Genomic DNA, 22,118 nt, shown 5'->3' with positions numbered 1-22,118 from the left:
GTTTTCGCAGGACTATTGATGAACTCCCAGACTCAGAAGCTTTTCGTCGACGATCTGCACAAGCGGTACGGCGACAACGAGGTGCTCAAGGGCGTGTCGCTGAAGGCGAACTCGGGCGACGTGATCAGCGTGATCGGCTCGTCCGGCTCCGGCAAGAGCACGATGCTCCGCTGCATCAACTTCCTAGAGCAGCCGAACGCGGGCCGCATCTTCGTCGACGGCGAGGAAGTGCGCACCGCGCTCGACAAGACGGGCGCGCTGCGCGCGGCCGATTCGAAGCAGCTGCAGCGCGTGCGCACCAAGCTGTCGATGGTGTTCCAGCACTTCAATCTCTGGTCGCACATGAACGTGATCGAGAACGTGATGGAAGCGCCGGTGAACGTGCTCGGCATCCCGAAGAAGGAAGCCGAGGAGCGCGCGCGCGAATATCTCGAGAAAGTCGGCCTCGCACCGCGCGTCGAGAAGCAGTATCCGTCGCACCTGTCGGGCGGCCAGCAACAGCGCGTGGCGATTGCACGGGCGCTCGCGATGCATCCGGACGTGATGCTGTTCGACGAGCCGACGTCGGCGCTCGACCCAGAGCTGGTGGGCGAAGTGCTGAAGGTGATGCAGAAGCTGGCCGAGGAAGGCCGCACGATGATCGTCGTCACGCACGAGATGGGCTTTGCGCGCAACGTGTCGAACCACGTGATGTTCCTGCACCAGGGCCGCGTCGAGGAAGAAGGCGTGCCGTCCGAGGTGTTCGCCAACCCGAAGAGCGAACGCCTGCGCGGGTTCCTGTCGGGCAGCCTCAAGTAACGCACGCCGTACGAGCGGGCGCCCGCGGTTCGCCGCGCGGCACCCGTTTTGCGTTTACGCGGCGCTCACCGGCGCGCCGTCGGCAAACGCACGCAGTTCGTCGCCCGCGAGCCGGTAGCGCACCCATTCGCTCTGCGGCGCCGCGCCGACGCTCTCGTAGAAGCGGATCGCCGGCTCGTTCCAGTCGAGCACGCTCCACTCGAAGCGCCCGCAGCCCGACTCGACCGCGATCCGCGCGAGCGCCTTCAGGAGCCGCAGCCCGGCACCCGCGCCGCGAAAGCGCGGCGACACGTACAGATCCTCGAGATACAGCCCCTGCCGGGCAAGCCACGTCGAATACGAGAAGAAATACACGGCGAAGCCGGCCGGCTCGCCGTCTACCTCGCACATCAGCGCGCGCGCCGGCGATCCGTCGCCGAACAGGCTGCGCTCCAGCGACGCGGGCGTTGCGACCACTTCGTGTTCCGCCTTCTCGTAGATGGCCAGCTCGGTGATGAAACGCAGGATCTGGGGCACGTCGGCGACGGTGGCGGAACGGATATCGATTTGCACGGGTGGGGGCCCTCCTCCGGCCCGGACTTGAAACGGGAAACGGCGCCGCGCAGCCGCGCTGGCACCCGTCAGAGCATCATGCTACGTTCATGCAGCTCCTGCAGGAAGTGCAGTTTCTTCATCCGGACCTGAACATGATGCATCCCGATCTGCGCCGCCTCGACCTGAACCTGCTGCTCGTGTTCGATGCGCTGTACCGCCACCGGTCCGTCGCCGCGGCCGCGCACGAGCTCGCGTTGAGCCCGTCCGCATTGAGCCACGCGCTCGCGCGGCTGCGCGACGCGATCGGCGACGCGCTGTTCGTGCGCCTCGGCAACGAGATGCAGCCGACCGTGCGCGCCGACGACATCGCCACCTGGGCGGGCGACGCGCTCGACACGATGTCGAAGGGGCTCGCCCGCGCACGCCGCTTCGATCCCGCACAAAGCGACCGCACGTTCGTGTTCGCGGCGACCGACTACACGGCATTCGCCGTGCTGCCGGCGTTTCTCGCCCGCATCCAGCATGTCGCGCCGCGGTTGCGGATCCGCGTCGTGCATTCCGACCGGAAGATTTCCGTCGACGAACTCGCGGCCGGCCGCATCGATTTCGCGCTCGGCTACCACGAGGAATCGGCGGCCGACGCGCCGGGCATCGAGGACTTCGACTGGTTCTCCGACGACTACGTCGTGATCGCGAGCGCCACGCACCCGGAGATTCGCCGGCGGCTGACGCTCGACCAGTACCTGGCGGCACGCCACGTGGTCGTCACGCCTTGGAACGAGTCGCGCGGCGTCGTCGACCACGTGCTCGACCGGCTCGGGCTCGCACGCCAAGTTGCCGTGCAGTTGCCGACCGTGCTGGCCGCGCCGTTCGTGATCGCGGAATCCGCGCTGCTGATGACCGTGCCGAACCGCGCCGCGCAGGCGCTGCGGCACGCGGCGCCGATCCGCATCTTTCCGGCGCCGTTCGAGATCCCGCGCTACACCGTGAAGGTCTACTCGCATGCGAAGCATGCGCGCACCGATGCGCATCGCTGGATTCGTGCGCAGTTGCTCGACGCAAGGCCCGCCGCTGCCTGACCGACACACGTTGGCACATCGCGCCGGGCGTTGCCGGACAAGCGTTCCAGGCAGCGTACGGCCATCTCCGGCGGCCACCTTTTCATTACGAAATACTTACCGATTTTTCGTCATTGACGCCTACGCCTGCGCGCCCCGCAGCGTCAATAGTGGCAATCCTTGACCCCCGTTTGTAAAACTCGCGTCTCCCTTGCCAGACAAGGGTTTTCCGTTAATTGCAAACCCTTGGCACCCCTGTTGACCACCGTGTTGCATGGCAATTTGGCGACACGTGTTAGTCAAACAACGATTTCCATCGCCACAAAATTGTATTTTTGCTAAATTAGTAACCAAAGTAGCAAAACGAAGTTCGTGAAATGTAGTTTAGCTTCACGACACTACAAGGAGACCCCGCAGGCCGACCCGGCTGCGCGGGAACGCTCAACGGTTTTCCGTCCGCTTGCCCGCGTGCTGCGCTTACCGGCCCTGCACGAGGTCTCCCTGGTTATCCCGCTTTTGCCCGGCGCTCGCGCTCCGGGCATCTCGTGCAGTCTGGGTTGACTTTTTGACAGGGTATGGAGGAGATGATGAAGAAAGCTTTGGTCGCGGCCGCGCTGATGGCTGCTGGGGTGGTGACGGCGCACGCGCAGAGCAGCGTCACGCTGTACGGCCGCCTGGATGCCGGCATCGAGTACCTGAACGGCCTGCAAAACGGCCACCAAGTGCGCGCGGAAAGCGGCGACTGGGGCACGAGCCTCTGGGGCTTGAAGGGCACCGAGGACATCGGTGGCGGCAACAAGGTCCTGTTCCACCTCGAAGGCGCGTTCAACACGATGACGGGCGGGCTCGGCACGAGCGGCTCGATCTGGGATCGTTTCGCGACCGTCGGTATCTCGAACGACCGCTACGGTACGCTGCTGTTGGGTCGCGAGCTCGCGATCGCCAACGGCGTGTGGGACTTCGACCCGTTCGGCCAGTCGGCCTGGTCGACGGCCTCGCTGGTGCGCGGCCGCAACTGGAACAAGACCAGCAACAACGTGTCGTACCAGTCGCCGTCGCTCTACGGCCTCGACTTCTATGGCCAGTTCTCGTTCTCGAACTCGACCAGCTTCAACGGCAACACGACGGCCGGCCAACCGGGCCGTGCAATGGGCGGTCAGGTCACCTACACGAACTCGCTGTTCCAGTTGCGCGGCATCTACGACGAAACGCGCGACAGCAACGGCCGCTTCTCGGACGTGTTCAACTACTCGCGTGAATACTTCGCGGGCGTGAACGTGTTCCTCGGCCAGTTCAAGGTGCAAGCAGCCTACCAGGCATCGCGCGCCGACGGCAGCGGCGGCCCGGCAGTGAACGCCGGCGTGACGGGCACCCAGCAGGTCTGGGGCGGCGTGACGTGGCAGGCAACGCCGGCAGCGGCGCTGATCGCGGCCGTGTATCACGTGAACGCGAACCACGGCGGCGGCAACGCGAACATCTACACGATCGGCGGTTCGTACAACATCTCCAAGCGCACGCTGTTCGACCTGCAGGCCGCGACGGTGCGCAACAGCTCGTCGGCCAACTTCGGTCTGAACGCGAACGGTGCAGGCACCGCCGTGTCGACCGGCAACCCGCATCCGGGCGGCAGCCAGACCGGCGTCTACGCCGGTATCCAGCACCTGTTCTGATCAGGCGCCGTTCTCAAAGAATCGATTCAACGACGTTTTCCACGCTGCTGCGAGAGGCGCGTATCGGTGCGGTACCCAACCGGGTATCGCACCGTTTTTTATTGGCGGGCCGGCTTTGTGCGACCCGTTCGCGAATACGGCGCTCAGACGGCCGCTTCGTTCTCTTCGCCGGTGCGGATGCGGATCACGCGCTCGACGTCCGACACGAAGATCTTGCCGTCGCCGATCTTGCCGGTGCGCGCCGCGCCGATCACCGCATCGATCACCTGGTCGACCTGCGCTTCCGCGACGACCACCTCGATCTTCATCTTCGGCAGGAAGTCGACGACGTATTCGGCGCCGCGATACAGCTCGGTGTGGCCCTTCTGGCGGCCGAAGCCCTTCACTTCCGTCACGGTCAGGCCCGTGAGACCCACTTCGGCGAGCGCTTCGCGGACTTCGTCCAGCTTGAACGGCTTGATGATGGCAGTGATGCGTTTCATGGTGGTTGTCCCCCAATGCTCGTTTGGATGAAAAATCGCGACCCCGATTGTAAGCCTGCGAGCCGCATGCGGCCCAGCACGGCTCAATCGAGGCGTTCGGTAAACCGTGACGTGATCGGGTAGCGCCAGTCGCGCCCGAATGCGCGATGCGTGACGCGAATGCCGATCGGCGCCTGGCGGCGCTTGTATTCGTTGATCTTGATGAGCCGCGTCACGCGTTCGACGTCGGCCTGCGCATAACCGGCCGCGACGATCTCGGAGAGCGGCCGGTCCTCTTCCATGTACATCCGCATGATCGCGTCGAGCACGTCGTACGGCGGCAGGCTGTCCTGGTCGGTCTGGTTCTCGCGCAGCTCGGCCGACGGCGCGCGCGTGAGGATCCGCTCGGGGATCACGTCGCGCAGCGGGTAGTCGGCCGTTGCGTTGCGATAGCGGCAGAGCCGGTACACGAGCGTCTTCGCGATGTCCTTGATCACCGCGAACCCGCCCGCCATGTCGCCGTACAGCGTGCAGTAGCCGACCGCCATCTCGCTCTTGTTGCCGGTCGTCAGCACGATCGAGCCGAACTTGTTCGACAGCGCCATCAGCAACGTGCCGCGGATGCGCGCCTGGATGTTTTCCTCCGTCGCGTCTTCCGCACGCCCCGCGAACTCGCCCGCGAGCGATGCGCGGAACGCATCGAACATCGGCGCGATCGCGATCTCGTCGTAGCGCACGCCGACGCGCCGCGCCATCTCCGCCGCGTCGGTGGTCGAGATGTCGGCCGTGAAGCGCGACGGCATCATCACCGCGCGCACGCGCTCCGGCCCGAGTGCATCGCAGGCGACGGCCAGCACCAGCGCCGAATCGACGCCGCCCGACAGCCCGATCAGCACGCCCGGAAAGCCGTTCTTGCCGATGTAGTCGCGCACGCCGAGCACGAGCGCGCGATACACCTGCGCGTCCGTCGGCAGCTCGGGCTCGATCGCGCCCGGCAGCGGCCGTGCGCCGTCGAATTCGACGATCGCGTGCCCTTCGACGAACTGCGGCATCTTCGCGACGAGCGCGCCCTGGGCGTCGAGCACGAACGAGCCGCCGTCGAACACGAGCTCGTCCTGACCGCCGACGAGATTCACGTACACCATCGGCAACCCGGTTTCGCGGATCCGCGCACGCAGGATGTCGATGCGCACCGCTTCCTTGTTCATGTGGTACGGCGAACCGTTCGGGATCAGCAGCACCTGCGCGCCGGCCGCCTTCGCGATCTGCGCGGCCGATGCATGCCACGCATCCTCGCAGATGATCACGCCGTATTTCACGCCGTTCAGCTCGAACACGAGCGGCTCGGCGTCCGTCGCGAAATAGCGCTTCTCGTCGAACACTTCGGCGTTCGGCAGATCCTGCTTGCGGTAAGTGCCGACGATCTCGCCGCCGACGATCAGCGAAACCGCGTTATAGGTATCGGTGGGTGGTACGCCGCGCTCGATCGGGCGGTTTGCATTACCATCGACGGCTGGCGCGTGCGCGCCTTCGTGCGCGCCACGCAGCGGATGGCCGACCAGCACCGCGAGCCCGTCGAACGCCTTCAGGGCGTCGGCGAGTGCGTCGAGTGCCGAGGCGGCCGCCGCGTAGAACGCGGGCCGCAGCAGCAGGTCTTCCGGCGGATAGCCGGACAGCGCGAGTTCCGGCGCGACCATCAGCTGCGCACCATCGTTGTGCGCGGCGCGTGCGGCCGCGACGATCCGCGCGACGTTGCCGGCGAAGTCGCCGACGGTGACGTTGATCTGGGCGAGAGCGAGTCGGGTCTTCATGGCGGGATCGGCGCAGCCCGGCGGCGCGCCCTGAACGGCTGACGAAATCGTCCCGGTGCGGGCCGCGCAGGCCCGCGCATCCGGCGACACAGAACGGTACGGATTCACGCTTGAAACACGAACGCATCGATTATCGCACGGGCATCCTGTCGTCCCCAGCGGAAGTGCCGGCCGACGAATGGAACGCGCTGCTCGCCCGCGACGCGCAGCCGACACCCTTTCTGCGCCACGAATTCCTCGACGCGCTGCACGTCGCGCGCTGCGCGGTCGACGATACCGGCTGGTCGCCGCACTTCGTCACGCTGACCGACGAACGCACCGGCCGCCTCGCGGCCGCCGCGCCCGTCTATGCGAAACAGCATTCGTACGGCGAATACGTGTTCGACTGGGCCTGGGCCGACGCGTACCAGCGCAACGACCTGCCCTACTACCCGAAGCTGCTGTGCGCGGTGCCGTTCACGCCCGTGCAGGGCACCCGCCTGCTCGCGGCCGACGACGATGCGCGCCGCCGGCTCGCGGCCACGCTGCTCGCGTTCGCCGAGCAGAGCGACGTGTCGTCGTTGCACGTGCTGTTCCCGACCGCCGACGAAGCGGCGCTCCTCGAATCGATGGGGATGATGCTGCGCGAAGGTGTGCAGTTCCACTGGATCAACGACGGCTACCGCCACTTCGACGATTTCCTCGGCACGCTCGAACAGAAGAAGCGCAAGAACATCCGTGCCGAGCGGCGCAAGGTGCATGACGCGGGCGTGACGTTCCGGCGGCTCACCGGCGACCGGATCACCGACGCCGACTGGCGTTTCTTCTCGCGCTGCTACCGGCAGACCTATCGCGAACACTATTCGAGCCCGTACCTGAACCTCGACTTCTTCCGAACGATCGGCGCGACGATGCCCGAGAACCTGCTGCTCGTGATCGCGGAAGCCGACGGCCAACCGATCGCGAGTGCGCTCGCCGTCTACCGGCGCGGCGAAAACGGCGGCGGCACGCTGTATGGCCGCTATTGGGGCGCGCTCGAACACGTGCCCTGCCTGCATTTCGAAACGGCCTACTACCAGTTGCTCGAATTCTGCATCGAGGCCGGGCTCGATACGTTCGAAGGCGGCGCACAAGGCGAACACAAGCTCGCGCGCGGCTTCCTGCCGACCGTCACGCACTCCGCGCACTGGCTCGCGCACCCGGCGTTCTCGGACGCAGTCGCGCGCTTTCTCGAACGAGAGACCGAGCATATCCACGCGTACGTCGACGAACTGCGCGAACACGATCCGTTCCGGCGCGGCCACGAGTAACGTCATCAAGGGTCCGGCATGCGATGAAGTCGCGGCCGGCTTCGCTGCATGCCGCATCCCCCTTCGGCTCGGTGCGCGGCGAGCGTCACCGTCGTCGGCAACGCGTTGATCGCCCACGCGGACGCAATCGACGAACGCCGGAACAGCGAAGTTTTCATTGATCCGCCTGAATCGATCTGTTGTACTTGTCACCACACTCCAGCGTCCCAGTTTAAAAAAATCGACCGGTCACCATGCTTGACCGGCAGGAGCCATACCTGACCTCTCGCAGCGGGGGCAACCCGAAGGTCATGGAGAGAGACATGGAGTTACGACAGAAATCGGTATCCGTCCGGCTCTACCGACAGGCGCTCGACGACATGCGCCGCAACGGCTTCGACGTCGCGCCGCTGTATGAGACGCTCGGCATCGGCGCGGCCGATCTCGCCGACGATGCACGGCGCATCCCCGGCGATCGGCACGTCGCCGCCATGCGGCTGATGAGCGAGTGGCCATTGTCCTGGCATCGGCCGCCGCCGCAGGTCGTGCCGTGGCTCGCACCGTTCCCGGAGCTCGCGGGCATCATCTGCAACGCCGCGACGCTGCGCGACGCGCTGCACGGCTACCTGCGCTACCGCGAACTGATCGGCAACGTCGACTGGCTTTTCGCGCATGACGCGGGCAGCGCGATCGCACTCGAGTACGTGAACGAGGGTGACGGCCGGCCCGCCAGCAGCGCGTTCGCGAATTTCGCGATCCTCGTCGCGCTTGCGCGCCTGTACGATCCGCACGTGCGGATCGACGAAGCCGCGTTCGCGGGCCGCGCATTCGCGCCGACGGCCGCGTTGCGCGACCTCCTCGGCGCGACGGTGTCGTTCGATGCCGCATGCAACCGTGTCGTGCTGCGCTCAGCGCGCTTCGACACGCCGTTCGAGCGCTACAACGCGCCGCTCGCGGACATCCAGCGTCACGCGGCCGACGCCGCGCGCGAGCGCGTGCGCGCCCGCTCGACGTTCGGCGCGTCGGTCGAGCAATGCGTGCGCGACTGGCTGCGCACGTCCGACGACGCCGACGTGCCGTCCGACACGCTGATGGAACACGTCTGCGCGCGCTTTGCGATGTCGCGCTGGACGCTGCGCCGGCGGCTGCATCGCGAAGCGGTCGGGTTTCACGCGCTCGTCGCGCAGGCGCGGCTCGGTGAAGCACGCGACCTGCTGCTGAATACGCAACTGCCGATCGGCGAAATCGGCGCGCGGGTCGGCTTCCGTTCGACGAGCGCGTTCACGCGCTTCTTCACGCGCGAACTCGGCGCGGCGCCGAGCCGCTTCCGCGACGGGCACGCCGAGCGCTGGCGTTGACGGGCGCTTTTTCTGAGACACTGGCGGCTTCGCATCCTGCCGCCCTGCCATGTCCTGGTTTCTGTATCTGATCGAATGCGCCGACGACAGCGTCTATACGGGCATCACGACCGACGTTGCCGCGCGCTTCGACGAGCACGCATCCGGCAAGGGCGCGCGCTATACACGCTCGCGCAAGCCCCGTGCGGTGCTCGCGTCGTTTCCGCTGCCCGACCGGTCGAGCGCGTCGCGCGCCGAGTACTGGGTGAAGCGGCTCACGGCGGTGCAGAAGCGGGAACTGGCGGCCGGGTTGCGGACGCTGGAGTCGGTGCTGCCGGCCGTGGCGGCCGTCGATACGAGTGGAGATGTGGCCGGGTTGAAGGCCGGTGCGCGCGGGCGGAAGAAGGCGAAGAGCGTCGATAGCGCGGAGAAGACGGTCGAGACGGGCAAAAACCCGAAGAAGGCCGGGAAAGCCGAAAAGGTCGACAAGCCTGCAAAAGCCGCCAAGTCTCCCAAGGCGACAAAAGCTGCCCCGGTCGCAACGCGCAAGAAGCCCGACAGCGATGCGGTCGCAAGAAAGACTTCGTCGCTCGACACACCGCTAAAAAAGGACAAACCAGCCGCGCCCGCTTCGTCGAAAGGAAACGCTCGGGCAACCAGCGGCAAACCCGTTACGAACGGACGCGAAAACACGACGCCCGCATCGGCGCGCCGACGCCCGCCTGCTACCCAGGCCGCCGAAGCGCCTGCGGCTCCCGCCGCCCCTCGCCGCGCGAAGCGCACGAAGGACGCGCCGATCACCGCCACGTCGCCCGCGGCCGTACCCGCCGCCGTACGCAAGCGCCCCCAACGCACAAAACAAAACCGCGCGGCCTCCTGAGGAGACACGCGCGGTTTGCGTTTCGCACGAACCGGCCGTCGGCCGGTACGCCGCTTACTTCTTGTAGTTCGCTGCGCCGTCGGTGATTTCCTTGTGCGCGGCTTCGATGCCTGCCCAGCCTTCGACCTTCACCCACTTGCCCTTCTCGAGCGCCTTGTACTGCTCGAAGAAGTGCTTGATCTGGTCCTTCAGGTACTCGGGCACGTCGTCGATCGACTTCAGGTTTGCCGTCATCGGGCAGACCTTGTCGTGCGGCACGGCGACCAGCTTCGCGTCGACACCCGACTCGTCGGTCATCTGAAGCATGCCGAGCACGCGCGAGCGCACGATCGAGCCTGCCAGCAGCGGGAACGGCGTGATCACGAGCACGTCGACCGGATCGCCGTCGCCCGACAGCGTCTGCGGGATGTAGCCGTAGTTCACCGGATAGCGCATGCCCGTGCCGATGAAGCGGTCGACGACGAGAAGGCCCAGTTCCTTGTCCGCCTCGTACTTCACCGGATCGCTTTGCGCGGGAATCTCGATGATCACGTTGAAATCTTGCGGCAGGTCCTTGCCGGCCGGAACATGATTGAAGCTCATGAGCACTCTCTGTAGGTCGATGGGAATTCGGGACAGGGCGCCGCGGCCGATGCATCGCCGCAGGCGTCCCGCAAGGGAATGCGCCATTATAGCCAATCGACCGGTGGCGTCTGGATGACGATCGGCCGATAATCGTTCCGGATGCCCGGCCGTCGAACCACCGGCCGCGTTACATGGAATCGGTGTCGGCGGTTGACGCGCTGTCGCCGGCCGACCGCAAAACATGGGGCCCGGGTGAGCGCTGAAGCGCCAACTCGGGTCGACCGCGAAGCATGGGACCCGAGTAAGCGCTAAAGCGCTAACTCGGGTCGACAGGAGCTGGCATGGAAGAGGCGAAGCACTTCATCGCGGGCGAATGGACGTTGCCCGCGCAACTGGAAACCATCGCGGTCGTCGATCCATCCGACGGCCAGCCATTCGCATCGATCGCCCGCGGCACGGCGCCCGACATCGAGCGCGCAGTCGCCGCGGCCCGCGACGCATTCGCGGGCCCGTGGGGCGCCGCCAGCGCCGCCGAGCGCGGCCGCGTGCTGATGCGCCTGTCAGCGCGTGTCGCCGCCTCGATCGAGGAGCTCGCCGCGATCGAAGCGCGCGATACCGGCAAGCCGCTGAAACAGGCACGCGCCGACGCAGCCGCGCTCGCGCGCTACTTCGAGTTCTATGCAGGCGCCGCCGACAAGCTGCACGGCGAAACCCTCCCCTATCAAGCCGGCTACACGGTGCTGACGGTGCGCGAGCCGCACGGCGTCACGGGCCACATCGTGCCGTGGAACTACCCGATGCAGATCTTCGGGCGCAGCGTCGGCGCCGCGCTCGCGGCCGGCAACGCCTGTGTCGTCAAGCCGGCCGAGGATGCGTGCCTGTCGTTGCTGCGCGTCGCCGAGCTGGCCGTCGAGGCCGGGTTGCCGGCCGGTGCGCTCAACATCGTCACCGGCTACGGCCATGAAGCCGGCGCCGCGCTCGCACGCCACCCCGGCATCGACCACATCTCGTTCACGGGTTCGCCGGCCACCGGCAAGCTGGTCACGCAGATGGCGGCCGAGAACCACGTCCCCGTCACGCTCGAACTCGGCGGCAAGTCGCCGCAGATCGTGTTCGCCGACGCCGATCTCGAAGCGGCGCTGCCCGTGCTCGTGTCCGCGATCGTGCAGAACGGCGGGCAGACCTGCTCGGCCGGCAGCCGCGTGCTGATCGAGCGCGCGGTATACGAGCCGCTCGTCGAGCGCCTCGCCACCGCGTTCAACGAGCTGCGCGTCGGCCCGAGCCGCGCCGACCTCGACTGCGGCCCGCTGATCAACGCGAAGCAGCAGCAGCGCGTGTGGGATTTCCTGTCCGACGCACAGCACGACGGCATTCCGATGGCCGCGCACGGGCAGGTCGTCGCCGACGCGCCCGAAAGCGGCTTCTACCAGGCGCCCGCGCTGTTGCGCGACGTGCCGCCGTCGCACCGGCTCGCGCAGGAGGAAGTGTTCGGCCCCGTGCTCGCCGCGATGCGTTTCGTCGACGAGGACGAAGCCGTCGCGCTGGCGAACGGCACACCGTACGGCCTCGTCGCGGGCATCTGGACGCGTGACGGCGCACGCCAGATGCGGCTCGCACGGCGCCTGCGGGCGGGCCAGGTGTTCATCAACAACTATGGCGCGGGCGGAGGCGTCGAACTGCCGTTCGGCGGTGTCGGCCACTCGGGGCATGGCCGCGAGAAAGGCTTCGAGGCACTGTACGGCTTCACCGCACTGAAAACGATCGCGATCCGGCACGGCTGACCGCGCCGCAAGCAGCACCTGGCACACGGCCGGCAGCGTCCGGCCGCGTGCCGAAGCACGACGACACTCATATCCAGCACAGGAGACACACCATGCGGTTGAGCGGCAAGACGGCAATCGTCACGGGCGGCGGCTCGGGGTTCGGCGAAGGCATCGCGAAGACGTATGCGCGCGAAGGCGCGAACGTCGTCGTCAACGACCTGAACGGGGCGGCAGCCGAGCGCGTCGCGAGCGAGATCGCGCTCGCGGGCGGCAAGGCCATCGCGGTGGCCGGCGACGTGTCGAAGCAGGACGACTGGCACGCACTGCTGCAGGCCTCGCTCGACGATTTCCATGCGGTGCAGATCGTCGTGAACAACGCAGGCACCACGCACCGCAACAAGCCGGTGCTCGACGTAACGGAAGCCGAATTCGACCGCGTGTATGCGGTCAACATGAAAAGCCTGTTCTGGTGCGTGCAGACCTTCGTGCCGTACTTCCGCGAACAGGGCGGCGGCGTGTTCGTGAACGTCGCGTCGACGGCCGGCGTACGGCCGCGGCCCGGCCTCGTCTGGTACAACAGCACGAAGGGCGCGATGATCACCGCAAGCAAGTCGCTCGCGGCCGAACTCGGCGCCGACCGCATCCGCGTGAACTGCATCAACCCCGTCCTTGGCGAAACGGCGCTGATGACCGAATTCATGGGCTGCGAGGATACCCCCGAGAACCGCAGCCGGTTCCTCGCGACGATCCCGCTCGGCCGCTTCTCGACGCCGCAGGACATCGCGAACGCCGCGCTTTATCTTGCCTCCGACGAAGCTGAATTCATCACGGGCGTCTGTCTCGAAGTCGACGGCGGACGCTGCATCTAGCCGCATCGCGCTGTTCGCGTGCCGAGCCGGCTTCCACCAGCCGGCACGACATCCACGCACGCTTCGCACGAAACCGGATCGGGTGCCGCTGCGCCTTCCCCGGCCAACTATAAGGACAGCGGTGCATGGGATCCAAGTAACCGCTAAAGCGCTAACTTTGATCGACAGGAGACAACATGGCAACATCGACGCAGTCGCTGCCGGGCTCGTCCGGCGCATTCGAGGAAGCAACCTACCGCAAGGTGTCGTGGCGGCTCGTGCCGCTCCTGCTGCTGTGCTACGTCGTCGCGTATCTCGACCGCGTGAACGTCGGGTTCGCGAAGCTGCAGATGGCGAGCGACCTGAACCTCAGCGACACCGTCTACGGGCTCGGCGCCGGGATCTTCTTCTTCGGCTATTTCCTCTTCGAAGTGCCGAGCAACATCATCCTGCACCGGGTCGGCGCACGCGTGTGGATCGCGCGGATCATGGCCACGTGGGGCGTGATCTCGATCCTGACGATGTTCGTCACCACGCCCACGATGTTCTACGTGATGCGCTTCCTGCTCGGCGTCGCCGAAGCGGGCTTCTTCCCCGGCGTGATCCTCTATCTCACCTACTGGTATCCCGCACACCGCCGCGGCCGGATGACGACGTTCTTCATGACGGCCGTCGCACTGTCCGGCGTGATCGGCGGGCCGCTCTCGGGCTTCATCCTGAAGGCGTTCGACGGCATCAGCGGATGGCACGGCTGGCAATGGCTGTTCCTGCTCGAGGGTATCCCGTCAGTGCTGGTCGGCGTGGTCGTGTTCCTCAAGCTGGACGAGCGAATCGAGAAGGCGAACTGGCTGACCGACGACGAAAAGGCACTGCTCACGCGCAACGTCGATGCTGAAGAAGCCACCAAGGAAGACCCGCCGCTCGGCGCCGTGATGTCGAGCCCGCGCGTGTGGCTGATGGCGCTGATTTACTTCTCGTTCGTGATGGGGCTCTACGGCGTCGGCTTCTGGCTGCCGACCATCATCAAGGCCACCGGTGTGACCGACACGTTCATGATCGGCCTGCTGTCGGCGATTCCGTATGCGGCCGCGGTGGTCGCGATGATCCTGATCGCGCGCAGCGCGGACCGGCACCGCGAACGCCGCTGGCACGTCGCGATTCCGGCCGCGATCGGCGCGCTCGGGCTCGTGCTGTCGGTGATCTGGGCGCACCAGACCGCGCTCGCGATGCTTGGCCTCACGCTCGCGACGATCGGCATCCTGACGACGCTGCCGCTGTTCTGGAGCCTGCCGACCGCGTTCCTCGGCGGCACGGCGGCCGCGGCCGGTATCGCGATGATCAACTCGATCGGCAACCTCGCCGGCTTCCTCAGCCCGTACATGATGGGCTGGCTCAAGCAGGCGACAGGCGCCAACGATTCGGGCATGTACATGCTCGCCGGGTTCCTCGTGCTCGGCGGGCTGCTGGCGCTGTCGGTGCCGAAGCGGCTGGTCGACAAGTAACGCACAGCCGTGACCGCGTGCGGCCGCCCCGCACATGGAACAAAAAATGCCCCGAATGCCTGACGACGTTCGGGGCATTTTTACGCACGGCAAGCAGTCGCCGCAGCGCGTCAGACCACGGTGATCGCGAGCGCGCTTTCGCGGTAATGCTTCGCGGCCTTGTCGGTTTCGCCGAGATGCTCGAACAGCCGCGCGAGCGCGCGATGCGCACGCACCTTCAGCGCCTCGTTGTCGGCCAGCTTCAGCGCCGATTCGAGGAACGACTGCGCCTTGCCCCACAGTTGCTGCTGCTGGCAGAGGCGACCGAGCGCGAACAGCAGGTCGGCATCTTCCGGGTGATCCTTCTTCCAGCCTTCGGCCTTCTGGATCAGCGGCAGCGCATCGGCGCCGGCCGTATCCGGGTAACGGCGCAGCAGGCGGGCATCCCAGTTGTGCGCGAGCGCGTCCTCGACGATGCGGCGCGCTTCGTTGCGGCGCTCGAGCGGCACGAGCAGCTCCGCGGCGAGATCGGCCAGACGCGGCGACTGGCGCTCGACCGGCGACAGCGACTGCCACACTTCGAGCAGCGCGTCCGGGTCGTGCCGGCGTTCGCGCAGCAGGTTTTCCGCGGCCTGCTGGCGCAGCCGCACGGCCGCAGCCGGATGCAGCGCCTCGCGCTTCTCGAGCGCCTTCGCAAGCTTCAGCACCTCGGCCCAGTTCTTCAACTGCTGCTGCGCACGGAGCGCGACCTGCTGCGCATGGATGCGCTTGCCGCCCGCCTGCAGGTCGGCCAGCGCGGCAAGCGCACCGTCGGCGTCGCGTGCATCCGCGCGCATGTCGGCCGCGGCGAGCAGCCGCGCGTCCTGCCATTCGGGCGCGTCGACCTTCGACAGCCAGTCGTCGCGGCGCGTGTACTCGTGCATCCGGTGCGCGGCGGTGGCCGCGACGAGACTCGCCGCGCCCTGGTTCGCATCGACCGACAGTGCTTCACGCGCGGCCTTCTCCGCGCGCGAGAAGCGGCCCGCGTACAGGTTCGCGATCGCGTCGCGCAGCGATGCCTGCGCCTTCTCGTTGCGCGAGCGCGCCCGATACGCGGCGACCCGCTGCGGCATGCGCCAGATGTTGCGCACGATGCGCAGCAGCGCATACACGACGATGAACAGCACGACGATGGCGATCACGAACAGGTTCAGCGACACGTCGATCCGGTACGGCGGATAGACGAGCAGTACCTGCCCCGCGTCGAAACGGCCGACAGTGGCGAGCGCTGCGGCGATCGCGAACAGGACCGCGAGCCAGACGATTCCTCGAAGCGTCATCGTTACCCCCGGCTCTTGAACTGCTGAACGGCGTTCAGGCTCGTGTTCAGGTTCGGCACCGCAACCGTCAGCGATGCACCGTCAACCTGCTTGAGCAGATCCTCGACGGTCTGCGTGTCCTTCGAGGCCTGGTCGAAATACTTCCCGAGCGACGCCTGCGCAGCGTGCAGATCGGCCTTCATTGCGCTGTCGTTGCGCGCGAGCAGCGACAGGCGGGCAGTCAGCAAGCGCAGCTTCACGTTCTCGCGCACGAAGTAGCCCTGGTCGGGCGACGCGAGCATCGCGTCCGCGTTGTCGATGCGGCGTACCTGCACGAGCCCCTTCAACTGCTGGCCGAGGCCGGCCGAGAAGTCGTGCCACCACACCTTCCAGCGCGGCTCGCCGGCCACGGCCGACGATGCGGCGTCGGCCGGCGCGGCCTTCGGCGCCTCGTGCGGGACGATCGCCTCGCCGGACAGCGGGAGCGCGTCGATCTTCGCGATCGCATCGTCGAGCTTGATCGCGAGGCCCGTGAGATCGGCCGCCGGTGCGGCCTTCAGCTTCTCGATGTCCAGCGCGAGCGCCTTGCGCACCGTGACCGCCTGCGCGCTCTGCGACGTCGCGAGACGCGCGTCGGCATTCTGCAGCGCGATCAGCGCGAGCTGCGTGTTGCCGGTCAGTTGAAGCTGCTGGCTCGCGCTCGACAGCATCTGGTCGACTTCCTCGAGCATCCACGCATCGCGGTTGCGCGACAGGTCCTGGTATTGCTGCTGCAGCGCCTGCTGTGCGCTCTGCGCGTCGGCGAGCTTGCCGTCGAGCTGCGCGAGCTGCGTGTCGACCTGGTGCGTGCTGGCGAGCGCCTGCTCGGTCTTCATGCGCGTTTCAGCCGCTTGCGCGTCGAGTGCCTTCTGGCGCGCGACGAACGAGCCGTCGAGCCGGTCGATCTTGCGGTTCAGCGCGTAGCCGCCGACACCCGCCGCGCAGCCGAGCACGACGACGACGAACCACAGCACCGCGCTGCCGCCGCGGCGCGCGGGCGGTTCGGCGCCCATGTAGGCGGGGCGGGACGGCGGTGCGGATGCAGCGGCCGGCTGGGAAGCGACGCTTTTGGAATCGTTGGTATCTGTCATGCGTTTAGTCACCGGTGCGGCTGTCGCCGGTTGGACGGCCTCGTCGGCCATCGTTCGAAACGCGCGGACGATGCGCTCATCGCCCGCGCCGGTCAGCGTAATCCTATCAAAACCCAATGAACGCGCGGTCTGCTCGATCCGCGGATGCGGTGTCACGAGCCGCGCATGCTTCAGTGCGTCGATCTCGGCATCGTTCAGATGCCCCCGCGCGAGTTCGTGCAGGTTGCGCACGCCCTCCGAACTCGTGACGAGCCACGCATGCGGTTCGCCGTGGAGCAGCGCATGCACGCGCTCCCACGCGCCGACGCGCGGCTCGGGCACGACGCGCCGGTACGCGGCGACGAGCGAGACATCCGCGCCGGCCTCGCGCAATCGCTCGGCGAGCCATTCGCGCCCGCCGTCGCCGCGCACGATCAGCACGCGCTTGCCCGTCAGAGCCTGCGCGCCGCCGAACTCGGCCTCGATACAGGCGAACAGGCTTTCCGAATCGTAATGAGGTACGCCACCGTCGGCCGGCGCCTGCGGCGCGATCACGCGATGCGCGGGCGCCGCGATGCCGTGACGCTCGAGCGCCGCGACGCTGCCGGGCCCGACCACGCCGACCGGCAGCGCGTTCGGCCAGATCGCGCCGTACTGTGCGAGCGCGCGGTCGATCGCGTTCGGCGACACGAAAATCACCAGAGCGTAGTCGGCGAGCGTCGCGAATGCCGCGTCGAGCGGCGCCGGATCGTCGACCGGTGCGATGTCGATCAACGGGAATTCAAGTACGTCGCAGCCGGCCTCGGCCAGTTGCGACGCAAGCGCGCCGGACTGGCCGTCCGGGCGCGTCAGGACAGCGGTGAACGTGCGCGCGCCGCCCGCCATCAGGCGTCGCCCTTGCCGGCGGCCGACGAGCCCGCGAGCAACGCCTGGACGATGTCGAGTGCGCCTTGTGCCTCGAGCTCGTCGGACACCGCGCGGCCGAGCGCGAGCGCATCGGCGACGGTCACGACGGCCCCGCACTCCTCGGCCGTCAGCACGCGCTTGCCGTCGGTCGTCGACACGCGGCCCGTCAGGTACAGCTCGCCTGCGCGCCACACCGCGTGCGCGGCGAGCGGCACCTCGCAGCTGCCGCCGAGCGCACGCGATACCATCCGCTCGGCCTCGACCGCGAGCGCGGTCTGCGGGTCGTGCAGCGGCGCGAGCCATGCGGCGACGTCGTTGCGGTGCGATGCGATCTCGATGCCGAGCGCGCCCTGGCCCGCGGCGGGCGGGCTCGCCTCGACGTCGAGCAGCGCGCGGATCCGCGCTTCGAGGCCGAGGCGCTTCAGGCCGGCGGCCGCGAGGATGATCGCCGCGTAGTCGCCGCGATCGAGCTTCGACAGGCGCGTGTCGAGATTGCCGCGCAGCGGCAGCACTTCGAGGTGCGGGTAGCGCGAGCGCAGCATCGCCTCGCGGCGCAGGCTCGACGTGCCGACCACGGCGCCGGCCGGCAGCGCGTCGAGCGACGCGTAGTCGTTCGACACGAATGCATCGCGAGGATCTTCGCGCTCCATGATCGCGGCGAGCGAGAAGCCGTCGGGCAGCGCCATCGGCACGTCCTTCAGCGAATGCACGGCGAGATCGGCACGGCCGTCGGCCAGCGCGGCCTCCAGCTCCTTCACGAACAGGCCCTTGCCGCCGACCTTCGACAGCGTACGGTCGAGAATCTGGTCGCCGCGCGTCGTCATCCCGAGGATTTTCACGTCACAAGCTGGATATAATTTGCGCAGCGCATCACGCACATGTTCGGCTTGCCACAGCGCCAGGCGGCTCTCGCGCGAAGCAATCGTCAACGTCGCGGGCGACTGTGCCTGTTGCGGCCCGGCCGCAGGGGTCTCGGAATTCATTGCTGGAACATCGAAGGACGGGATTGAGGATCGAACAATGGTAGCACGCACGCCCCTGCCCGCCCGGGCCCGTAGCCTGCGCCCGGCCTGCCGCCGAGCGGGTCGCGGCGCCGATGCGCGGATGTGCCGCACGTAGCTGGTTGCTTGACCGCAGTTTCGCAGTTTCCGCAGTTCCTTTTGACTCGAGCTTTCCCAAGGAAACCCATCGTGAAGTCTTCCGGATCGGCGCGTACGGCGCGCCGCAATGCTGCCCTGTCCTCCCCCGACGCCTCGACGGACATCGTCGCCACCGCCGCGAACGGCCGTGCGAAAACGGCAACGAAACCGAAAGACCCGATACGTCAGACAAAACGCACGACGAAAGCCGCCGGCCCGGCTGCCCGCACCGCGGCCCGCACGCCCGGCGCGCCGAAGTCCGGCACGCGCACGCGCGAGGACAAGGACGGCCCGCTGTTCGACGACATCCGCTTCCTCGGCCGCCTGCTCGGCGACGTGGTGCGCGAGCAGGAAGGCGACACCGTGTTCGACGTCGTCGAGACGATTCGCCAGACCGCGGTCAAGTTCCGCCGCGAGGACGACAGCGAAGCCGCGCAGACACTCGAGAAGAAGCTGCGCAAGCTGACGCCGGAGCAGACGGTGAGCGTCGTGCGCGCGTTCAGCTATTTCTCGCACCTCGCGAACATCGCGGAAGACCGCCACCACAACCGCCGCCGCCGCATCCACGCGCTGGCCGGCTCGGCGTCGCAGCCCGGCACGGTCGCGTACGCGCTCGAACAGTTGAAGACGACCGGCAACGCGTCGAAGCGCCTGCTGCAGCGCTTCTTCGACGATGCGCTGATCGTGCCGGTGCTGACCGCGCACCCGACCGAAGTGCAGCGCAAGAGCATTCTCGACGCCCAGCACGACATCGCGCGCCTGCTCGCCGAACGCGACCAGGAACTGACGAGCCGCGAGCGCCAGCACAACGAATCGATGCTGCGCGCGCGCGTCACCGCGCTGTGGCAGACCCGCATGCTGCGCGACTCGCGCCTGACGGTCGGCGACGAGATCGAGAACGCGCTGTCGTACTACCGCGCGACGTTCCTCGACGAACTGCCCGCGCTGTACGGCGACATCGAGGCCGCGCTCGCCGAGCACGGCCTGTCCGCGCGCGTACCCGCGTTCTTCCAGATGGGCAGCTGGATCGGCGGCGACCGCGACGGCAACCCGAACGTGACCGCGCCGACGCTCGACGAAGCGATCAACCGCCAGGCCGCGGTGATCCTCGAGCACTACCTGGAACAGGTGCACAAGCTCGGCGCCGAGCTGTCGGTGTCGAACCTGCTCGTCGGTGCAAACGACGCCGTGAAGGCGCTCGCGGCAGCCTCGCCCGACCAGTCGCCGCACCGCGTCGACGAGCCGTATCGCCGCGCGCTGATCGGCATCTACACGCGCCTCGCCGCAAGCGCGCGCGTGCGTCTCGGCGAAGGCACGGTGCCGGTGCGCAGCGCAGGCCGCGGCGCGCCGCCCGTGCGCGCGGTCCCGTACGCGGATTCCGAAGCGTTCGTCGCCGACCTGAAGGTGCTGACCGCGTCGCTTGACGAACACCACGGCACGTCGCTCGCCGCGCCGCGCCTCGCGCCTCTGGTACGCGCGGCCGAAGTGTTCGGCTTCCATCTCGCGAGCATCGACCTGCGCCAGAGCTCCGACATCCACGAAGCCGTGGTTGCCGAACTGTTCGCCCGCGCAGGCGTCGAGGCCGACTACGCGGCGCTCGCCGAGGAAGACAAGCTGCGCGTGCTGCTCGCCGCCCTGGCCGACCCGCGTCCGCTGCGCTCGCCGTATTTCGAATACTCGGCGCTCGCACAGAGCGAGCTCGGCGTGTTCGAGAAGGCGCGCGAAGTCCGCGCGCAATTCGGCGCACGTGCGGTACGCAACTACATCATTTCGCATACGGAAACCGTCAGCGACCTCGTCGAGGTGCTGCTGCTTCAGAAAGAGACGGGCCTGCTCGAAGGCGCAATCGGCGTCCCGGGCGGCGATGCGAAGAACAGCCTGATGGTGATCCCGCTGTTCGAGACGATTCCCGACCTGCGCGACGCCGCGCGCATCATGCGCGAGTACTTCGCACTGCCGGGCATCGACGCGCTGATCGCGCACCAGGGCGCCGAGCAGGAAGTGATGCTCGGCTACTCGGACAGCAACAAGGACGGCGGCTTCCTCACGTCGAACTGGGAGCTGTATCGCGCGGAACTCGCGCTCGTCGACCTGTTCCGCGACCGCAAGATCACGCTGCGCCTGTTCCACGGCCGCGGCGGCACGGTCGGCCGCGGCGGCGGCCCGACCTACCAGGCAATTCTGTCGCAGCCGCCGGGCACCGTGAACGGCCAGATCCGCCTGACCGAACAGGGCGAGGTGATCGCGAGCAAGTTCGCGAACCCGGAGATCGGCCGCCGGAACCTCGAGACGGTCGTCGCCGCAACGCTCGAAGCAACGCTCCTGCCGCAGAACAACGCGCCCGCGCAACTGCCCGCGTTCGAGGCCGCGATGCAGACGCTGTCCGACTCGGCGATGGCCGCGTACCGCGCGCTCGTCTATGAAACGCCGGGCTTCACCGACTACTTCTTCTCGTCGACGCCGATCACCGAGATCGCCGAGCTGAACATCGGCAGCCGCCCGGCCTCGCGCAAGCTGCAGGATCCGAAGCAGCGCAAGATCGAGGACCTGCGCGCGATTCCGTGGGGCTTCTCGTGGGGCCAGTGCCGGCTGCTGCTGACGGGCTGGTACGGCTTCGGCAGCGCAGTGAGTGCGTATCTCGACGGCGCGCAGGACGACGCCGAACGCACGAAGCGCGTCGCGCTGCTGAAGAAGATGAACAAGACCTGGCCGTTCTTCTCGAACCTGCTGTCGAACATGGACATGGTGCTCGCGAAGACCGACCTCGCGGTGGCGTCGCGCTACGCGCAGCTGGTTTCCGACCGCAAGCTGCGCAAGCACGTGTTCGAGCGGATCGTCGCGGAATGGGAGCGCACGTCGCAGGCGCTGGCGGAAATCACCGGGCACGAAGGCCGCCTCGCGACCAACCCGCTGCTCGCGCGCTCGATCAAGAACCGCTTCCCGTATCTCGATCCGTTGAACCACCTGCAGGTCGAGCTGATCAAGCGCCACCGCGCGGGCGACACGAACGCGCGGCTGCGCCGCGGGATTCACCTGACGATCAACGGGATCGCGGCCGGCCTGCGCAACACGGGCTGATCCGCGTGCGGCGCGGTGTGATTCCGCGCCGACTGCCATCGTAGAAGCCGCGACACGCGATGGTGCGTATCGCGGCTTTTTTCATGCGCCGGCGAAACCGTGCCGGTGCACCTCA

At 67.4% G+C, this 22,118-nt stretch carries 17 protein-coding genes; 10 read left to right on the top strand and 7 right to left on the bottom strand.

All coding sequences use genetic code 11. The features are described 5' to 3' along the window. Window positions 1-18 precede the first annotated feature (18 nt). On the top strand, window positions 19-798 hold the full coding sequence (locus tag C5O79_RS09365; protein ID WP_039368539.1) for an ABC transporter ATP-binding protein: 780 nt from the start codon (window positions 19-21) through the stop codon (window positions 796-798). 54 nt (window positions 799-852) lie between these two features. On the opposite strand, the gene C5O79_RS09360 is transcribed toward C5O79_RS09365, so the two are convergent. Next, a complete protein-coding gene (locus tag C5O79_RS09360; protein ID WP_046544658.1) occupies window positions 853-1,350 on the bottom strand; it encodes a GNAT family N-acetyltransferase in 498 nt (165 codons plus the stop codon). 134 nt (window positions 1,351-1,484) lie between these two features. On the opposite strand from C5O79_RS09360, the gene C5O79_RS09355 reads away from it, so the two are divergent. Then, the gene (locus tag C5O79_RS09355) at window positions 1,485-2,411 is read left to right on the top strand and encodes a LysR family transcriptional regulator (RefSeq protein WP_046546260.1); all 927 of its coding nucleotides are present in this window, start codon (window positions 1,485-1,487) and stop codon (window positions 2,409-2,411) included. Between the two features lie 563 nt (window positions 2,412-2,974). Next, the gene (locus C5O79_RS09350; protein ID WP_046544657.1) at window positions 2,975-4,060 is read left to right on the top strand and encodes a porin; all 1,086 of its coding nucleotides are present in this window, start codon (window positions 2,975-2,977) and stop codon (window positions 4,058-4,060) included. Window positions 4,061-4,203: 143 nt separating this feature from the next. Here C5O79_RS09350 and C5O79_RS09345 read toward each other — a convergent pair whose 3' ends face one another. After that, window positions 4,204-4,542, bottom strand: coding sequence for a P-II family nitrogen regulator (locus tag C5O79_RS09345; RefSeq protein WP_006398637.1), 339 nt, complete (start codon window positions 4,540-4,542; stop codon window positions 4,204-4,206). Window positions 4,543-4,625: 83 nt separating this feature from the next. Next, window positions 4,626-6,332 carry an NAD+ synthase gene (locus C5O79_RS09340; RefSeq protein ID WP_046546259.1) on the bottom strand — a complete coding sequence of 569 codons (1,707 nt, stop codon included), beginning with the start codon at window positions 6,330-6,332 and terminating at the stop codon, window positions 4,626-4,628. A 110-nt stretch (window positions 6,333-6,442) separates the two neighbouring features. Between C5O79_RS09340 and C5O79_RS09335 the strand changes: the two genes are divergently transcribed. From C5O79_RS09335 to C5O79_RS09325, 3 genes are all read left to right on the top strand, one after another. Next, window positions 6,443-7,621 (top strand): GNAT family N-acetyltransferase, encoded by a 1,179-nt coding sequence (locus C5O79_RS09335; RefSeq protein ID WP_046544656.1) that lies wholly within the window; start codon window positions 6,443-6,445, stop codon window positions 7,619-7,621. A gap of 302 nt (window positions 7,622-7,923) precedes the next feature. Next, window positions 7,924-8,958: an AraC family transcriptional regulator gene (locus C5O79_RS09330; RefSeq protein ID WP_122474231.1), complete on the top strand. Its 1,035-nt coding sequence runs from the start codon at window positions 7,924-7,926 to the stop codon at window positions 8,956-8,958. Window positions 8,959-9,007: 49 nt separating this feature from the next. Beyond that, window positions 9,008-9,817 (top strand): GIY-YIG nuclease family protein, encoded by an 810-nt coding sequence (locus tag C5O79_RS09325; protein ID WP_122474232.1) that lies wholly within the window; start codon window positions 9,008-9,010, stop codon window positions 9,815-9,817. A 54-nt stretch (window positions 9,818-9,871) separates the two neighbouring features. On the opposite strand, the gene ppa is transcribed toward C5O79_RS09325, so the two are convergent. Next, window positions 9,872-10,399, bottom strand: coding sequence for an inorganic diphosphatase (gene ppa / locus C5O79_RS09320; RefSeq protein ID WP_011352863.1), 528 nt, complete (start codon window positions 10,397-10,399; stop codon window positions 9,872-9,874). 323 nt (window positions 10,400-10,722) lie between these two features. On the opposite strand from ppa, the gene C5O79_RS09310 reads away from it, so the two are divergent. The 3 genes from C5O79_RS09310 (at window position 10,723) to C5O79_RS09300 (ending at window position 14,494) form a co-directional block, all read left to right on the top strand. Next, window positions 10,723-12,162: an aldehyde dehydrogenase family protein gene (locus C5O79_RS09310; protein ID WP_046544653.1), complete on the top strand. Its 1,440-nt coding sequence runs from the start codon at window positions 10,723-10,725 to the stop codon at window positions 12,160-12,162. A gap of 92 nt (window positions 12,163-12,254) precedes the next feature. Continuing rightward, a complete protein-coding gene (locus C5O79_RS09305; protein ID WP_039368558.1) occupies window positions 12,255-13,013 on the top strand; it encodes an SDR family oxidoreductase in 759 nt (252 codons plus the stop codon). A gap of 176 nt (window positions 13,014-13,189) precedes the next feature. Then, window positions 13,190-14,494 carry an MFS transporter gene (locus C5O79_RS09300; RefSeq protein ID WP_046544652.1) on the top strand — a complete coding sequence of 435 codons (1,305 nt, stop codon included), beginning with the start codon at window positions 13,190-13,192 and terminating at the stop codon, window positions 14,492-14,494. A 110-nt stretch (window positions 14,495-14,604) separates the two neighbouring features. On the opposite strand, the gene C5O79_RS09295 is transcribed toward C5O79_RS09300, so the two are convergent. From C5O79_RS09295 to hemC, 3 genes are read right to left on the bottom strand one after another with little or no spacing between them, the layout of a single operon-like run. After that, window positions 14,605-15,792 (bottom strand): heme biosynthesis protein HemY, encoded by a 1,188-nt coding sequence (locus C5O79_RS09295; RefSeq protein WP_046544651.1) that lies wholly within the window; start codon window positions 15,790-15,792, stop codon window positions 14,605-14,607. Between the two features lie 2 nt (window positions 15,793-15,794). Next, window positions 15,795-17,765, bottom strand: a complete 1,971-nt coding sequence (hemDX, locus tag C5O79_RS09290) for a fused uroporphyrinogen-III synthase HemD/membrane protein HemX (protein WP_122474233.1) — start codon at window positions 17,763-17,765, stop codon at window positions 15,795-15,797. Further along, window positions 17,765-18,769, bottom strand: a complete 1,005-nt coding sequence (gene hemC / locus C5O79_RS09285) for a hydroxymethylbilane synthase (RefSeq protein WP_122474234.1) — start codon at window positions 18,767-18,769, stop codon at window positions 17,765-17,767. The genes hemDX and hemC overlap by 1 nt, the downstream gene beginning before the upstream one ends. A gap of 207 nt (window positions 18,770-18,976) precedes the next feature. Between hemC and ppc the strand changes: the two genes are divergently transcribed. Next, on the top strand, window positions 18,977-22,003 hold the full coding sequence (gene ppc, locus C5O79_RS09275) for a phosphoenolpyruvate carboxylase (RefSeq protein WP_122474235.1): 3,027 nt from the start codon (window positions 18,977-18,979) through the stop codon (window positions 22,001-22,003). The last annotated feature ends 115 nt before the right edge of the window (window positions 22,004-22,118 follow it).

The sequence above is a fragment of the Burkholderia sp. SRS-25 genome, assembly GCF_004343765.1.
Taxonomy (GTDB): Bacteria; Pseudomonadota; Gammaproteobacteria; order Burkholderiales; family Burkholderiaceae; genus Burkholderia; species Burkholderia contaminans.
The sequence above is the reverse complement of the archived record's forward strand: the minus strand, read 5'-3'. Positions and strand labels throughout refer to the sequence as shown.

What these genes read in the sequence shown, in the direction of transcription:
- hemC (WP_122474234.1), bottom strand. Translation starts at nt 18,769, where the DNA reads ATGAATTCCGAGACCCCTGCGGCCGGGCCGCAACAGGCACAGTCGCCC.
- C5O79_RS09355 (WP_046546260.1), top strand. Translation starts at nt 1,485, where the DNA reads ATGATGCATCCCGATCTGCGCCGCCTCGACCTGAACCTGCTGCTCGTG.
- C5O79_RS09325 (WP_122474232.1), top strand. Translation starts at nt 9,008, where the DNA reads ATGTCCTGGTTTCTGTATCTGATCGAATGCGCCGACGACAGCGTCTAT.
- C5O79_RS09300 (WP_046544652.1), top strand. Translation starts at nt 13,190, where the DNA reads ATGGCAACATCGACGCAGTCGCTGCCGGGCTCGTCCGGCGCATTCGAG.
- hemDX (WP_122474233.1), bottom strand. Translation starts at nt 17,765, where the DNA reads ATGGCGGGCGGCGCGCGCACGTTCACCGCTGTCCTGACGCGCCCGGAC.
- C5O79_RS09330 (WP_122474231.1), top strand. Translation starts at nt 7,924, where the DNA reads ATGGAGTTACGACAGAAATCGGTATCCGTCCGGCTCTACCGACAGGCG.
- C5O79_RS09305 (WP_039368558.1), top strand. Translation starts at nt 12,255, where the DNA reads ATGCGGTTGAGCGGCAAGACGGCAATCGTCACGGGCGGCGGCTCGGGG.
- C5O79_RS09295 (WP_046544651.1), bottom strand. Translation starts at nt 15,792, where the DNA reads ATGACGCTTCGAGGAATCGTCTGGCTCGCGGTCCTGTTCGCGATCGCC.
- C5O79_RS09340 (WP_046546259.1), bottom strand. Translation starts at nt 6,332, where the DNA reads ATGAAGACCCGACTCGCTCTCGCCCAGATCAACGTCACCGTCGGCGAC.
- C5O79_RS09365 (WP_039368539.1), top strand. Translation starts at nt 19, where the DNA reads ATGAACTCCCAGACTCAGAAGCTTTTCGTCGACGATCTGCACAAGCGG.
- C5O79_RS09350 (WP_046544657.1), top strand. Translation starts at nt 2,975, where the DNA reads ATGATGAAGAAAGCTTTGGTCGCGGCCGCGCTGATGGCTGCTGGGGTG.
- C5O79_RS09310 (WP_046544653.1), top strand. Translation starts at nt 10,723, where the DNA reads ATGGAAGAGGCGAAGCACTTCATCGCGGGCGAATGGACGTTGCCCGCG.
- ppa (WP_011352863.1), bottom strand. Translation starts at nt 10,399, where the DNA reads ATGAGCTTCAATCATGTTCCGGCCGGCAAGGACCTGCCGCAAGATTTC.
- C5O79_RS09345 (WP_006398637.1), bottom strand. Translation starts at nt 4,542, where the DNA reads ATGAAACGCATCACTGCCATCATCAAGCCGTTCAAGCTGGACGAAGTC.